General features: G+C 54.2%; 18 protein-coding genes. All 18 read left to right on the top strand.

Going from position 1 to position 14,915, the window contains the following annotated elements; genetic code table 11:
* The first annotated feature begins 75 nt into the window (after positions 1-75).
* The 18 genes from V8J88_RS03870 (at position 76) to V8J88_RS03785 (ending at position 14,400) form a co-directional block, all read left to right on the top strand.
* On the top strand, positions 76-438 hold the full coding sequence (locus tag V8J88_RS03870) for a hypothetical protein (protein ID WP_338847907.1): 363 nt from the start codon (positions 76-78) through the stop codon (positions 436-438).
* Positions 435-605 carry a hypothetical protein gene (locus tag V8J88_RS03865; RefSeq protein WP_338847906.1) on the top strand — a complete coding sequence of 57 codons (171 nt, stop codon included), beginning with the start codon at positions 435-437 and terminating at the stop codon, positions 603-605. Before V8J88_RS03870 ends, V8J88_RS03865 begins: the two co-directional genes overlap by 4 nt.
* Positions 598-894: a hypothetical protein gene (locus tag V8J88_RS03860; protein ID WP_338847905.1), complete on the top strand. Its 297-nt coding sequence runs from the start codon at positions 598-600 to the stop codon at positions 892-894. The genes V8J88_RS03865 and V8J88_RS03860 overlap by 8 nt, the downstream gene beginning before the upstream one ends.
* A gap of 3 nt (positions 895-897) precedes the next feature.
* Positions 898-1,311 carry a hypothetical protein gene (locus tag V8J88_RS03855; protein WP_338847902.1) on the top strand — a complete coding sequence of 138 codons (414 nt, stop codon included), beginning with the start codon at positions 898-900 and terminating at the stop codon, positions 1,309-1,311.
* Positions 1,312-1,318: 7 nt separating this feature from the next.
* Positions 1,319-2,065: a hypothetical protein gene (locus tag V8J88_RS03850; protein ID WP_338847900.1), complete on the top strand. Its 747-nt coding sequence runs from the start codon at positions 1,319-1,321 to the stop codon at positions 2,063-2,065.
* Positions 2,062-2,376: a hypothetical protein gene (locus V8J88_RS03845; RefSeq protein ID WP_338847898.1), complete on the top strand. Its 315-nt coding sequence runs from the start codon at positions 2,062-2,064 to the stop codon at positions 2,374-2,376. The genes V8J88_RS03850 and V8J88_RS03845 overlap by 4 nt, the downstream gene beginning before the upstream one ends.
* A gap of 296 nt (positions 2,377-2,672) precedes the next feature.
* On the top strand, positions 2,673-5,321 hold the full coding sequence (locus V8J88_RS03840; protein ID WP_338847897.1) for a hypothetical protein: 2,649 nt from the start codon (positions 2,673-2,675) through the stop codon (positions 5,319-5,321).
* Between the two features lie 2 nt (positions 5,322-5,323).
* Positions 5,324-5,917: a DUF2460 domain-containing protein gene (locus V8J88_RS03835; protein WP_338847896.1), complete on the top strand. Its 594-nt coding sequence runs from the start codon at positions 5,324-5,326 to the stop codon at positions 5,915-5,917.
* Entirely contained in the window at positions 5,914-6,765 is an 852-nt protein-coding gene (locus V8J88_RS03830; protein ID WP_338847895.1) for a DUF2163 domain-containing protein, read from the top strand. The genes V8J88_RS03835 and V8J88_RS03830 overlap by 4 nt, the downstream gene beginning before the upstream one ends.
* 1 nt (position 6,766) lies before the next feature.
* On the top strand, positions 6,767-7,210 hold the full coding sequence (locus V8J88_RS03825) for an NlpC/P60 family protein (protein ID WP_338847894.1): 444 nt from the start codon (positions 6,767-6,769) through the stop codon (positions 7,208-7,210).
* Positions 7,207-10,692 (top strand): phage tail protein, encoded by a 3,486-nt coding sequence (locus tag V8J88_RS03820; protein ID WP_338847893.1) that lies wholly within the window; start codon positions 7,207-7,209, stop codon positions 10,690-10,692. Before V8J88_RS03825 ends, V8J88_RS03820 begins: the two co-directional genes overlap by 4 nt.
* Positions 10,692-11,294 carry a hypothetical protein gene (locus V8J88_RS03815; protein ID WP_338847891.1) on the top strand — a complete coding sequence of 201 codons (603 nt, stop codon included), beginning with the start codon at positions 10,692-10,694 and terminating at the stop codon, positions 11,292-11,294. Before V8J88_RS03820 ends, V8J88_RS03815 begins: the two co-directional genes overlap by 1 nt.
* Entirely contained in the window at positions 11,248-12,357 is a 1,110-nt protein-coding gene (locus tag V8J88_RS03810; protein ID WP_338847890.1) for a hypothetical protein, read from the top strand. The genes V8J88_RS03815 and V8J88_RS03810 overlap by 47 nt, the downstream gene beginning before the upstream one ends.
* Entirely contained in the window at positions 12,357-12,908 is a 552-nt protein-coding gene (locus tag V8J88_RS03805) for a DUF4376 domain-containing protein (protein WP_338847889.1), read from the top strand. The genes V8J88_RS03810 and V8J88_RS03805 overlap by 1 nt, the downstream gene beginning before the upstream one ends.
* On the top strand, positions 12,898-13,323 hold the full coding sequence (locus V8J88_RS03800; protein WP_338847888.1) for a hypothetical protein: 426 nt from the start codon (positions 12,898-12,900) through the stop codon (positions 13,321-13,323). The genes V8J88_RS03805 and V8J88_RS03800 overlap by 11 nt, the downstream gene beginning before the upstream one ends.
* Positions 13,320-13,757, top strand: a complete 438-nt coding sequence (locus V8J88_RS03795) for a D-Ala-D-Ala carboxypeptidase family metallohydrolase (RefSeq protein ID WP_338847887.1) — start codon at positions 13,320-13,322, stop codon at positions 13,755-13,757. The genes V8J88_RS03800 and V8J88_RS03795 overlap by 4 nt, the downstream gene beginning before the upstream one ends.
* Positions 13,658-14,131, top strand: coding sequence for a hypothetical protein (locus V8J88_RS03790; protein WP_338847886.1), 474 nt, complete (start codon positions 13,658-13,660; stop codon positions 14,129-14,131). Before V8J88_RS03795 ends, V8J88_RS03790 begins: the two co-directional genes overlap by 100 nt.
* Positions 14,128-14,400: a hypothetical protein gene (locus V8J88_RS03785; RefSeq protein WP_338847885.1), complete on the top strand. Its 273-nt coding sequence runs from the start codon at positions 14,128-14,130 to the stop codon at positions 14,398-14,400. The genes V8J88_RS03790 and V8J88_RS03785 overlap by 4 nt, the downstream gene beginning before the upstream one ends.
* Positions 14,401-14,915: the final 515 nt, after the last annotated feature.

Here is a 14,915-nt window from a genome sequence, read left to right as displayed (position 1 = left end):
GTAGCGACATACGAGGTCCGGAAAGGATTCGTGCTTGTTTTGCGTAAAGTTGTGAAAGTTGCAGGCGAGACCCGTGTGCAAGAAAGCACTTATCACGAAGGTCAGGAAGTTGACTTAACGCCGACTGAAGCAACCGAGCATGCGCATAAACTGGAACCAGTTTGCAACACAGCCACCAAGGTGCTGGCGGCTGTACATCAGTCTCAGCAAATCCAGACCCCTGCCGCGCCGGCTGCTGGTGGGGGCATTGACTACGGTCAATTGGCGGCAGCCTTGGCACCGCTGATCAGCGCCGGTCAAGCCGCCCCCGCCCCGGCCCCCGCTGCAGCGCCGGCGATTGATTACGCACAACTGGCTGCAGCCTTGGCGCCGCTGGTGACCGCAGGCGCTGCGGCGCCGGTGGCGCCAGCGGCGGAAGGTGGTGGTGATAAGAAATGAAGACATATGAAATCATTTCCGGCAGCTTTGCTATGCCCGACGGCACATGCTTGAGCGTGGGCGATAAAATCGACTTGCCCGACGATGTTGCAGCGCTTCACCCGCACCAACTGAAGCTGCTGCAGCCCCCAGCGAATAAGCCAGTGCAAAAGAAAGCAGATGATTGACCCTGCAGATAACCTGGTTTTTATCTATGACTTCGGCAAAAAATGGCTAGTGGAAGGCGGTGGCGAATTCACAGCCATCTTCGACGAACCAGGTCAAGCCAACGACATGCTGGGCGGAATGGGTCAACTCATCACCAGCCCGGCGCTGACCATGCAGGCGGCAGACATCCGGCGGCTGAATATCAAATACGGGACGCGCTTGCAGCATGCGGGCGTAGCCTGGATTGCGCAAACACCCATCCCGCTGGGCGATGGCGAATTTGTATCGCTGCCGTTAAATAAGGGCTGACGCATGAGCAAGCGCGAAATCATCATGCAAGTCATCACCGGCGCACTGACAACAATCCCGGCGGTTGATGGCCGTGTTTGGCGTGGCCGCTTGTCACCAATTACAGACAGCGAATGTCCAGCAATCGCGGTGGCATGGACCACTGAAACCAGCCAGGCCATCAGCGATGCAATCGACAGCTGCGAACTGACCGTACAGATCGATGTGCACGTCGTAGGTGAAGGCTACGAAACAAGGGCCGACGCCATCGTCGAAGATGCCCATCAAGTGCTGATGCGTGACACAGTATTGAAGCTGCTTGTCACGCATTTACGCAGAATCAGCGGCACAGCGCGCGCAGAAGAGAGTGCGCAGAATGTTGCTGTAACCAGAACCGAATATCTGATCAAGTACAAGTCAGATAAAAATCACATGTGAGGACGAAATGTTTTATTGCGGAACAGGCACCTTATTCGGTACGCAGTTGACCGATGCGAATGGTACGTCCGTTGCCATCCCGACCCCGGCGCAGGTCGGCATTGTGCAGGACGTGACCGTTGATATTCAATTTGAAGTGAAATTCGCCTACGGACGTGGTCAATTTCCAGTCAGTGCTATGCGGGGCAAGGGACAGATTGAAATGAAGGCAAAAGCAATGAACTTTTCATTGTTGACATTAAATGCCCTGGTGTTTGGTCAAACCGTCGCTAATGGCCAGCAAATAGTTGTTATCGACGATATTGGCGCAGTCGCGCAGGCCAGTACAACGGTCACACCGCCCGCTGGTGGGACGTATGTTGCCAATGTTGGCGTTCGCTCATCAGTCAACGGTACCCCTTGGCAACGCGTCTCTGCAACACCAGCCCCCGGGCAGTACGCGACAAACGGCACTGGACAATTCACATTCAATGCGGCAGATGTCGGGAGAACGCTGTTCTTTGATTACATTTATAGCGTCGGTACAGGTCGCAGCATGGCTGTCCGTAACGTCATCGTTGGCGCGACTCCCACCTTCCGCATCGATTTTGGCGGAATGTTTGAGGGACAGCATTTCACGATCAGCTTTCCACGCGTGACCAGTAAAAAGCTGTCCATCGGCACGAAATTGGACGACTACGCCCAATACGACCTGGATTTGGCCGCGATGCCTGACGCAAACGGAATTTTATTCAGTTGGTCGGGGGCGGAATGATTCCCGGTAAATTAATTAAATTAGGGGATCGCGAATATACACTGCCGCCCTTATCAGCCGGGTGGCTGCGCACAAACAGCGGGCGCTTGGCAACGTGCTTTAATGGCGCAATCCCGCCTGTCCCGGATATCGCAGAATTCGTCCATGCGGCGTTACTTCGTAATTACCCGGATGTCACGCAGGACGAAATTGATAAATGGGTCGATACAGGCAACGCCATTGATCTCTTCGATGATGTCATGCAAATTTCAGGCATGGCGCTCAAGCTGGGGGAGTTACAAGCCCGGATGAGAGGGGAAGCACCGGGCTGACCCTGGACGGAGCCATCGCCCGCGTAATTGCTGCCACAGGCTGCACCCCGGCACAGGCGTGGCGTGATTGGGATTTACCGAGCATTCGCACGCAATTCGATTATTGGCGACAAGCCCCGCCAGTAAATGAAAGCGTTGCTGCATTTCTGGGCATTAAACCAGCGAAAGCCGAAACTGCCAGCGGCCATCCCTCGACCGCTGCTATTCGTCCGGGAAATCAACCCCACCCGGAATGCGCCGACATCGCCTCATTAATGGCAGCATTCCCCCCGCCTAGAAAGTAAAGGAAGAAAGCAATGGCTGAAAATGCTGCGCATTATGAAATTACCGCCGATCCTGGCATTTTCACGCGAGCGATGAATGCTGTTGCGCGCAGCGCGAAAGAAACATCTGCTCAAGTCAATGCCAGCTTCCAGGCGCTCAGAAGCGGATCGAGCAACTTGATGGGCAGCATGCAAACGCTAACAGGCGTGATTGCCGGATTGACCGCCATGGTAGCGGGCGGCGCAGCCTTCAAAGGTATTATTGAATCTCAATCAGAATGGGTCGGCGAGACGAATAAACTGGCAGGCGCTCTTGGTTTATCGACAGAAAAAGCCAGCGTGTATTTATTGGCAGCAAAGCGCGCTGGTATTGAAATAGATCAAATCGCAGAAGCCTCCGCAAAATTGGCCGAAAAGCTCGGGTCAAATTCCAAAGCATTTGAAGTCCTCGGCATAACAGTCCGGGACGTCAATGGGCAGTACAGACCAGCCGCAGACCTGATGGGAGAAGTCAACGAGAAATTAATGGCCATCACCAACCCCATGGAACAAAGCATCGCGGGCATGCAGTTATACGGTGAGTCATGGAATCAGATGAAAGGAATTTTAAAATTAACGACGCCCGCATTAACAGACGCCGAGCAGAGAGCTAAAGCGCTGGGCTTGGTTGTCGGCCAGGAAAACGTCGCAGCGGTGAAGGAATACAAGCTGGCGTTAAATGACATGAAGCTGGTGACAGCCAGCTTGGAAACACAAGTCGGCGCAGTGTTATTGCCGCGATTCGCGCAAATGGGCGCATGGTTAGCCAATTATGGGCCATCAGCAGGTCGTTTATTTGGCGGCGCAATCGATGGAGTGATTAACATCATCAGTGTGCTGGGGTCAGTGGTGATGGAGGTCGCGCGCGTAATCACTACGGGCTGGGGTAACGTCGGCGAGATCATCTCCAGCGTATTCGGACATGATGCACCCAGCGCCATGCAGGTATTTTTAAATATGTTGAAAATCATTGAAATCGCATGTATCGGGTTTCGGACAGTCATCATGACTGTTTTTAATATGGTGATCGCGTTAATTGATAATGCAGTGGCCGAAATCGCGCGTTTAGCTAAAGTCGCAGAACGCGCGATGCATGGTGATTTTTCGGGCGCCAAACAAGCATGGGAAGATGGCGCTAAAGATGTCGAAGCGGTTAATCAACGCAGTTTCGACAGGATCGTCGATAACGCGAGGAGCGCTAGAGAACAAATTAATAATGTCATCGCAAGAGGACATAAAGCCAGTCCTGAAATAACCCAGAAACATACCCCATCTGATTCCCCGCAGTATAAATTTAATGATAGTGAAAAAAGCAAAAGTCGCATGACCGCCTGGGAAGAGCGCTTAGCACTCGACAGAGATGGTTATGAAAAGCAGCAACAGCAAGCAGGCACCGCACAGGAATATGGTAAAGAGCGCGAGCGCGATTACTGGAAGAAACTGCTTGACACAGTAAAAATGAGTCAAGAAGAGCGAACTGGCGTCATGCGAAAATACTTGAGTTTGGAACAAGTGTTGCGTAAAGAAGCGTTTGAAAGCGAGCTCGCAGCCGATAATGCAAAGCTTGAGGGCATTAAGAACAACCATGAGCAACGCTTAACACTGTTGACTGATATGGCTAACCGTACAGCGCACATGTACGGAGAGCAAAGCAAGCAGGCAATTGATGCCAGGGCAAAAATCAATGCGGAACAATTGAGAGGCGCAGAACAGGTGCGTGCGATTAATCAAGTGCAGACTGATAGCGCCAACGCAACAGCATTATCACGTATTGATTTCGCCGAAAAAGAGGCGGATCAGCAAGTCGCCTTGGGGCAACTCACAAAAGACCGTCTGCTGGAAATGCAAGCGCAGTTTGAAGCAGACCGCATCGCCATCCGACGTGCGGCAATTGAGCAAGAGCAAGCAGAACTGCAAAGTTCTGGGGCAGATACTGACCCCGTTGCAATTGCGAAGTTACACGCGAAACGCGAAGAGCTGGAAGCAGCACACCAGGCCCGAATGCAACAGATTCGGCATGCGGTTGTGTTGGAGCAACGAGCGGATCAAATGCAGTTATTCCAGACCGTACAACAAGGCTGGGCACAAGTGATTGCGCAAACACTGCAAGGGTCACTGAAAATGTCAGACATCCTGCGCAACATGCTGCGGGTGGTGCTGAACGCCATCATCAGTATGCTGGCGCAGATGCTGGCAAAGTGGTTGATTAATCTCGCACTGGGTCAAGCAGCCAGCAAAGTCTCGGCAATCTCGGGCGTCATCTCAAATGCGGGCGTGGCTGGTGCTGCCGCCACCGCCAGTGCAGCAGCAATCCCCGTCATTGGCTGGGAGATTGCGCCAGCCGCCGGCGCTGCCGCCAGCGCGGCAGCGATGGGGTATTTATCATTGGCGTCGGCAAAAGGTGGCTACAGCATCCCCGCCTTTGAAAACCCCATCGTGCAAGTTCACGAGCAGGAAATGATTTTACCTGCGCCATACGCAAACGTGATCCGCAACCTGGCAGGCAACGGTGCAGAACCAGACAGCAGCGCCCAGGCGCCTGTGATTCATTACAACGATCACAGCGGGAGGCTGACAGATGACGATATTCGACGGAAAGCAGCCATCATTGCCAGAGTGCTGCAAGACCATCAGAAACGATAATCATGCCAACACCCGTTTTCCCCGACTTGCCCGGCATCGACTGGCAAACCAGCTTCCGACCACGTTTTAAAACGCAAATTAAAACAGCCGCCAGCGGCCAGGAATTCCGCGCAGCCGTGATGGCCAATCCCCTGTACAACATCACCTTGCACGCAGAATTTTTAAGCGCCACCAGCGCAGATCGGCACTGGCAAACATTGCTTGGTTTTTTCAATGGGCGCCAAGGTGCATTTGAAGCATTCAATTTTTGGTTTGACCAGGACGGCGCTGTAATTGATCAACCGCTGATTGTCAGCGCCGACCGGCGTACTGCGCAGCTACAGCGCACGCTGGGCGTGGCGAGCGAACCCGTGCAAAACGTCAAGCAAATCGATGCGCTGAAACTCAACGGCAGCGCCGCCCCAGCCTGGGGCGTCAGCGAAACAGGGCTGATCGCCTTCAATGCACCTTTGCCGGCTGGAAATTTAACCTGGTCAGGCTCATATTTTTACCGATGCCGGTTTGCAAATGACGATGCCGAATTGGACCGCTTGGGCGCAAACTGGTGGCAGTGTAAAAAAATCGAACTGATCGGCACCCTGGGGCGACGCATATGAGGGACTTACCGCAAGCACTGAAAACCCTGCTGGCCAGCAATGCCTACTGCAAAGCGAATCTGCTGCGCCTGACCACCGCCGCCGGCGCTACGGTTGTAGCGACCGATGCCGATGTCAGCATCAGCGCCGGCAGTGAATTGTACCCAGCCGATGGCATCAGCTTTTCCGGTGCGCGCTTGCACTTGGTGCGCGGCGTGCAAGTATCGCAGCTTGAACTGAGCATACACGCAAATGACAGTGACATGATCGGCGGCTTGCCCTGGTGGGTTGCCGTGCGCCAAGGCGTGTTAAAAAACGCCCGCGTTGAACTCGATAAAGCCTTTTTACAGACGTGGACCAGCACTGCATTTGCCGTACCCTGGTTTATTGGCTATGTGTCCGAATCACGCTGTATCGACAGATCCATCACGCTGACAGTCGTATCAGATGCCGCCAGGCTGAATACACAGATCCCGCGCTTATTATTCCAAGCCGGTTGCATGCGCACCCTGTTTGATACAGGATGCGGCCTGAACGTGAACGCATTTACTGTCGCCGGCGCCGTCATCACATCGCCCGACCGCACAACAATCGCCGCAGGCCTGGGCAATCCTGATGACTGGTTTGCCCTTGGGCGCGTGACAATTACCAGCGGCGCAAATGCTGGCGTGATGCGATCAATCGCTCGATATGCGAGCGGAACACTGTACCTGTCCTACCCATTGCCGGCAGACCTCGCCCCTGGCGACAGATTTACTGTTGTGCCGGGTTGCGATAAAACGCGCGGCGCGCGTGGCTGTGCAAAGTTTGCAAATCAGCTCAATTACCAAGGGACACCCTTCGTCCCGCCGCCAGAAACAGCCATATAAAATGACAGCAGATCAACAAAACGCCGCCGTGGCAGAAGCCCGGCGCTGGCTGGGCACGCCCTATCACCATGCCGGCAAAGTGCATGGCGCCGGCGTTGATTGCGTCATGCTCCTGGTGCAAGCCTATCAAGCCGCCGGCGTGCTCCAGCAGGATTACGACCCGCGCCCATATGCAAAAGATTGGCACCTGCACCGTGGTGAAGAACTGTACTTACTCGGCCTATCAGACAAAGCCTACCCGATCAATCAACCAGAAGCGGGCGATATCGCCCTGTTTAAATTTGGCCGCACGGCCAGCCATGCCGGCATCGTCAGCACCTGGCCCTGCATCATTCACGCCTGGGCGGAAGTCGGCCAGGTCTGCGAAACAGATTTGAACGCCAATGAAAACTTGCGCACCCGCCTGATTGGATGTTGGCGCATCAATACGGATAAAACAGCATGAGCGGATTATTTGGCGGCGGGCAAAACGTCAGCAACAGCGCCCCCATCATCGGCAATATTCGGCTGCAAACGTCGGCCCTGGGGCGTGCAATCCCCTGGGTCTTCGGCACCCGGCGAGTGGCGCCCAATCTCATCCAGTGGGAAGACTTTAAAAGCCACCCGCATACCACCACCACCCGCACAGGAAAAGGGGGCGGCAGCACATCCAGTCAAACAGATTACACATACACCGCCGCCGCCGTCCTGGCCCTGGCATCCGGCCCGGTGACAGGTGTTGCCCGCGTGTGGCGAGACAAGGCGCAAAGCACTTTGCCGGAACTCAATTTAGAACTGTATTCAGGCAGCGCAACACAGAGCGCATGGCCCTGGATGGTGCAAAATCACCCGGAACGCGCGCTGGCTTATCGCGGCATCGCCTACGCCTGCAGCGCGGCCTATGATCTGGGTTCCAGCGCCAGCTTGGGCAATCACACCTTCGAAGTGATCGCCGCCGGCGCTGGTTCCATCGCGCCAGATCACCCAGACGCACAACCCGCTGACGTCATCGCCGCCCTGCTCACAGATCCCGCACAAGGTGCGGCATTAGAACCTGATGTGATTGGCAACCTGGACGCCTACCGCGCCTACTGCCTGGCTGCAGGGCTGTGGGTGTCGCCTGCATATATAGATCAGGCAGCCGCCTGGGACAAGATCAAGACATTGCTGCAAATCGGCAATGCAGACTGCGTCTATTCAGCCGGCGTGCTCAAAATTGTGCCGTATGCTGATACCGCCGTTTCCAGTCAATATGGCCAATACAACCCGGACAAGAACCCGGTGGCCATATTGGACGAATCTGTTTTGCTCGCAGAGGGAGAATCCATTGTCAGCATCAGTCAGCGCGCAGCGGATGAAGTGTATAACCACATTCGTATCAAGTACGCAGATCGCAATGCGGAATACGCTGACGCAATCGCCGAAGTAATGGACGATGCGGACATCGCGCAAAACGGCAAGCGCAGCCGTGATGTGATCGACATGCCAGAAATTTGCGACGCGAATGTCGCACAAAGGGTTGCCGCCAGCATCTTGCAGCGCTCTGTATATGTCACCAATCGATTTGAATTCCGCTTGCCATGGTCGTATGTGTGGCTGGAACCCCTGGACATTGTGGCGATCAACTATGCAGCCCAAGGACTGACATCGTATCCCGTATGTATTACCGAAATATCCGAAGATGAAAGCGGCACGCTGACGATTATTGCTGAAGACTTCCCGCGCGGTGCGAACTCGGGGCCGCAAACACCGCCAGAACGCAGCAGCACAGCGCAAAATCACAGTCTGCCGCCAGGCAATGCACGTCCGCCCGTCATCTTTGAACCGCCGGCGCGCATCACAGGGAATACACCGCAAGTCTGGATTGCCACCGCCGGCGGCCCGGCCTGGGGCGGCGCCATCGTCTATGCGGCGCTGGACAACCTGCATTACCAGCGAATCGGCACACTGCGCGGCGGCGCACTTTACGGCAAGCTGGCAGCGCCCATCACCAGCGGCGCTGCCAGCATCGAAGTCGATATGACAGACAGCGGCGGCATGCTGCTGTCAAATGGTAGCGGCGCTGGCGATGATCTCGTCAATGTGCTGTATCTGGATGGGGAATACATTGCTTTTACAAACAGCCAGTTGAGCGGCCCAGGTCGATATACATTAAGCGGCATCGAAAGAGGAGCGCTTGGGTCCACCGCCAGCGCTCACAGCGCCGGAACAGCAGTCGTCGCCATCAATGGTAATAACTTCCGCTGGACGTATCCAGCCGCCTGGCTGGGTAAAACGGTGTATTTCAAACTCGCATCGTTTAATGTCTTTGGCACATCAGTACAAGACTTATCTGATGTGCCAGCGACTGAATACACCTTGCACGGCAGCATTATCCCCCTGGTCGGGGGATTGACCGCCGCGTCGCGCGTGTTCGCCATTGATTTGACCTGGTCAATCCCTGATGCCCTGGTTGGGACAATCGAATCAACAGAAATCTGGTACAGCCAGACCCCCAGCCGGGCCAGCGCAGAACGCCTGGTACAAGTTGCCGCGCCAAGCAACAGTCATACACTGTCCGGACAAGGCGCAGGCGTCACCTATTATTTCTGGGCGCGCTTAATCGACAAAGTGGGCGTTATTGGCCCCTGGTTTCCAGCGGGCGCAGGCATTAAAGGCGAAACCAGCCGCGATGCAAAAGCGATTTTGGACTGGGTGACAGGTCAAATCGACGCCAGCCACCTGGGGCAAGTATTACGCAGGCAAATCGACTTGCTCGGGAATTTAACAGCATTGCAAGACGCTGCAGGGCAGACGCAATTAAATGCGATGCTCACCAGCGCCCGGCAAGTAGCGCAGGAGGCAGCCGCGCGCGGTGCGGCAGTGAGCGAACTACGGCAATCGACGCAAAACACGTTGGACAGCCACGCACAGCAAATTGTGAGCGTAACCGCCGCCACCGCCGGTGCAGCCGCAGCAGTGCGCACAGAAACGGATGCGCGGGTCAGTGCGGATAGCGCCATCGCGCGGCGCGTTGATCTTGTCGTCGCCGATGTCAACAATGCATTTTCAGCGGTATCGTCGGAAATCGTAGCGCGCGCCAATGCCGATGGCGCACTGGCGCAACGCATAGATAACCTGGTTGCGACAACCGGGAATTTAAGCGCAGCGATCACAGCAGAAAGCAATGCGCGGACAAGCACGCAGAGTGCGCAAGCATCACAAATAACGACAGCGCAAGCCACTGCAGATGGTGCAACCGCCAGCGCACAAACAGCGCTCAATGTCAGCGCCAGCATTATCGGTAATCTTTCTGCGATGCAGACGATTAAAACGCAGCTCACAGCGAACGGGCGCACTTACCTTGCCGGGCTTGGCGTAGGCGTCAATTCCAGCGGCGGCGTTATTGAAAGCCAGATTCTTCTGGCAGCAGACCGGGTTGCTGTCATTGATGTAAACAGCGGCGCGAGCGCCGCGCCGTTCGTCGTGCAAAACGGGCAGGTTTTCATCAATGCCGCATTCATACAAGATGCCAGTATTGGATCAGTAAAAATCCGCAATGCCGCAATTGACACCCTGCAGTTAGCAGGCAGCGCCGTCACCATCCCGCTGTATCTGTCCGGCCCTGGCGACAACAACGGCATATCGCCTGGGCAGTGGGTGACAGCAGGCGAAGTCACTGCGTATTACAGCGATGCGGCAAGCATCGTTGCCATGGCGGCCTGGCAAGCCGGGGCGCCGGCAGGCGCGACAAATACAGTCATTCGCATCACAGCATCAACAGGGCAGACCGTCGTACACAGCAGTGATTCCGCCGCCGCAGGCTTGCAACTGTCCCATGCGGCAACCGGCTTAGCAACTGTCCCCCCCGGCTGGGTCACCTTCAAAGTGCAGTTTGGCAATGACTGGAACAATGGCGCCTGGGTCCTGGGTCGCTGGTCTGTCACATTACTAGGAGTGAAACGATAATGAGCATGGTAAAAATGACCCTGTATCACGAAGCAACAGGCGAATTTTGGAGCGAAATTGAAATACCCGAAACGCAAGTTGAATATCAGCGCAATTCAGTGATCGGCTGGGGTTTTATAAATACCCATTATGTTGACGTGATCACTCAAAAATTGTGTGAATACAGCCTCGAAGAACTGGCGCAACGTGAAAAGGTCAGGCGGACATCTGGCCTGAGCTGGAAAATGCCAGATCGGATAATCATTGATTTGCGCACAATTAATAACGTGCGCACCGCTGCTTGGGAACGCATAAAAAGCGACCGCGACAATAAGCTGCATGGCGCAGTGGTCGAATATGCTGGGGAGAGCTATCAATGGAATTTATACAAACTTGCGACGCATGCGCAGCTTGCCACTCAGGTGGATGGTTATACGGTCTCCTGGACAACGGCAGATAATAAACAAGTTTATCTACATCGACAGGACTTAATCAACTTAATGTCAGAAATGAGCGCTTTTGAACAATCGTTGCGCCTCAAGGCAGAGGGGTTGCGCGCACAGATCATGGCCAGCGATGACCGCGAGCAACTGGATCAATGGGGGCAAAATGGCTTGGTATAGAACAGGGCTGGTATCTTGCGTAATTAATGACAAAACAGTTCGTGGTACAGGGACAGCATGGACGCTCATGGTGCGAGCTGGATATGCATTTCAAGGTCCTGATGGCGCACTGTATGAAGTAGCGCAAGTTATATCTGATGGACAACTGCAATTAAGCAGCGCATATAAAGGGGCGACGATTGCAGCGGGCGAGTACAGTATTATACAAACGCAATCTCAGATTGCAGAACTCGCCAGTAATACTGCCTCTTTACTGCAAACGTTTGAAAGTGCGCGCCAGACAGCCGTGGATGCCGCCGCCGCCGCTGCTGCTGCAGCGGCAATAGCAGGCGATGCCGCATCTGTGACGCAATATGCGCAATCTGCGCTGGCATCGGCAAATTTAGCGTCAGCCTACGTATCACAAGCCTTGCGGAATGCAGAAATTGCGCAAGCCGCTGCAGATGTTGCGCAACAGCACCAGTATATTTCCATGTGGTCAGCTGGGAATTTCTATAATTCTGCAGATTTGGTTATTGCACCGGAAAATGGTCTCTGCTATCGCGCCAGGGTGAACGGTGTATCAAATGTTTCGCCATTTACAGACCGGACAGGGTGGCAAGGGCCGGTTGGCTACGATGAGTATTTAATAGCCGAAGAAAAACAAGCCAGCGGTGTAGCGGCAGGCGATGGCGTTTTAAATGGCGTTGTAACGCGAAGGCTTAATACTTTAGTTGCCAATCAAATACAAGGCGCAGCCCTTGGCGAAAACGGTGTATTAACGTTGCCAGCCGGGGCGTATGAAATACAAGCGTTTGCAACCTGTAATAACGTCAGTTTTTCGCAGTTACGACTATGGGATGCTGCATCCGTTTCGGCAATTGCCCGTAGTGTTGGCGGCATCGTCGGTGCTGGGCAACATGTTGTGCAGATGGCGTATAAGTTTGTGCTGGGCGAAACGAAGTGGTTGTATTTGCAGCAGGAATTGCGCGGCAGTAGTGTTTCAAATCAACTAGGCTTGCCTGCATTAAATGGACAGCCCGAACTGTACGCCAGGATTTTAATTAAAAGAGGGGTTCGCTGATGGGCTGGTTAGTGATCGGCAGAGAAGGTGAAATCATCCAGGGTATTGCTCAGGATGTGAAACCTGAGCAGTGCAAATGCCTGCAGGTGGATGATGATATTGCTTTGAATTGGTTTAACTACACAATTTCTGAAGGTAAGCCAATTAAAAAAGCTGACGCAGAAATAACTATTGCAAAAAGCAGAAAAATGTCTGAGATTGCAAACTGGTACGCTGCGAAAAATTTCACTTATTTCTCTCATCGTGGTAAAAAAATCCAGTGCGACCCAGTGAGCAGGTCAAATATTGATGCAATCGCAACAATGCTTGCGTTGGGGAAATACGCCGACAACGATAAGCTTCCGGCGGGAGTTGAGTCGTGGCGCGCATTGGATAATACCGAATTGCCTATTGCGTCAGTAAGGGATTTCCGAGAAATGTACACCTCAATGGTTGAGGCAGGGAAAAATAATTTTGACATGATGCGCGCTGCAAAAAACCGGTGCGATCAGGCAGAATCAATAGACGAAATCAGCAGCATTACTCTAGGTGGAGTTAATCATGACAATTGAAAGCGCTGCCGGTGCCGCCGGTTTGAAAGCACTTGGCGCGGCAACTTGCGCCGCTGGTCTGGCCACCGCTGCCGGTTTTGCGTTGATGTGGCCAAAAACACCGCGCGAGGCATTTGCGCGCTTTGCGTTGGCATTCACCACATCGATCACTGTGGGATCTGGTGCGGTGCTTTGGCTGTACGACGCCAGGCCGGGGGCGTTTGCCAGTGCGCGCGCGGTTGCTGGATTGTTCGGCGCCGCGCCTGAATATGGCTATCTGGTCCTGGCAGGGATCGTCATGGCCGCGAGCGCGTTACCGGCTTGGTGGATTGGCGGGGCGGTGTCTCGGTGGTTTGAGAGAAGGAAAGATCAAGATGTGGCGGAAATGCTGCACGATGCCGCCGCAACAGTGAATGACGTAAGAAAGACAATATGAAATTATCGAATCACTTCTCTCTGGAAGAGTTATGTTCATCTCAGACTGCAGCGCGTAAAGGAATTGATAACACGCCTGGCGCTGCTGTGATTGAGAATTTGACCAAGCTGGCCGCCGCGCTTGAAAAAGTGCGTGCGCTGGTCGGCCAGCCGATTGCAGTCAGCAGTGGCTACCGGTCGCCCGCACTGAATGCTGCAATCGGCGGTGCGCGAAACAGCGCGCATTGTTACGGTTTGGCTGCTGACATCTTCGCCCCTGGCATGCCTCCTTTAATTCTTGCGCGCGCAATTAAAAGCAGCAAAATCCAGTATGACCAATTGATTTACGAAGGCACATGGGTGCACATTGGGTTATCAAGTGGCCAGCAGCGCCGGCAAAATCTGACTGCCACGTTTTCAAACGGATCTGTCAGCTATCAGGAGGGGATTGCATGAACAGGTTATTAATGATGGCCGTGCTGGTTGTCGCCCTGGTCTTTGGCGCCGGGGGGTATGCACTCGGGCGCAGTCATGCCTTGGCGCGCCAGGTTGCGGCGGCGGAACGCAATGGGCAATTGCAAGTTGCCAATGATGGCTTTTCAGACGCTGTGAAACAGCAGAACGATGCTGTGAAAGCGCTGACAGACGCATCAAAAAAAGCGCAGGAAAACAGCACTGTGATTCTGAAACAGATGGCAGAAAACCAGCGCGTGCAACTTGCGAAAGCATCGCGGCTCGCGATGCAAGCCGCGCCCACCGGCGTGAACGAATGCGATGCGGCCAGGATCGCGTTTGCTGACGAATTGAAAAAAGAAAGGGATGAAAGATGAAAAAAGTTGTGATGGCCCTCCCCGTGCTGCTTGCAGCTTGCGCAACACCGCCGCCGCCAGTGAATATCCCCGTTCCAGTGCAGATGCCAGCGCCGGTCTTGTGCGTAAAGCCGGCGCAAATCCCTGAAGACCCCGACTATGCGACTGCGGGCTTACCGTCGGATGCTGGTATCTGGCAACAAATGTCGGCCTTGCGCGCTGAACGGATTCAGCGTCGCTTATATGGCGAGCAACTGAAGGCACTGGTGCGGGGTTGTGCGGGGTTGTGATAAATCTCGCCGGCTTTGCCGGCGCTGTTTATGGCCAGGCTTCAGCCTGGCTGCGGCCCGCCAGGGCCGCCATCCTTGTTTTTGTTCTCGCCGGCTTGCCGGCGCTGGATATTGCAAACTCCCTGTTTCCCCTTATTTCCGGCGGCGCGCGCTAGCGGGGAAGTCGATTTTCGCCAATTTTCGCCAATTGATCCGACAAAATAAAACCTTCAGTGTCAAACAAATGCAATGCGCGCATGCAAATTTTCTGACTATTGACGCCTGTTGCGGATTTTCACTCATTCTGTATAATTCGGTGGCGTAAGAAAACGAATAGGCAAGAAAAGAGCATAAAATCATTTATAAGTCAAGGGGTTATGCGATTTTTTGGCGTAGGTTAATAGCCTATCGGGGGTTCGAATCCCCCCTTCTCCGCCAGGATTTTAAAACCCCGCAGGTGCAAGCTTGCGGGGTTTTTTGTTTTTCCTGACTCTGCATGCCCAGTCGCAAACTGCAACGAAACTGTGAGGCTGAAA

This window comes from Massilia sp. W12 (genome assembly GCF_037300705.1).
Classification (GTDB): domain Bacteria; phylum Pseudomonadota; class Gammaproteobacteria; order Burkholderiales; family Burkholderiaceae_D; genus JACPVY01.
This window is presented reverse-complemented; position numbering and strand designations above follow the sequence as displayed.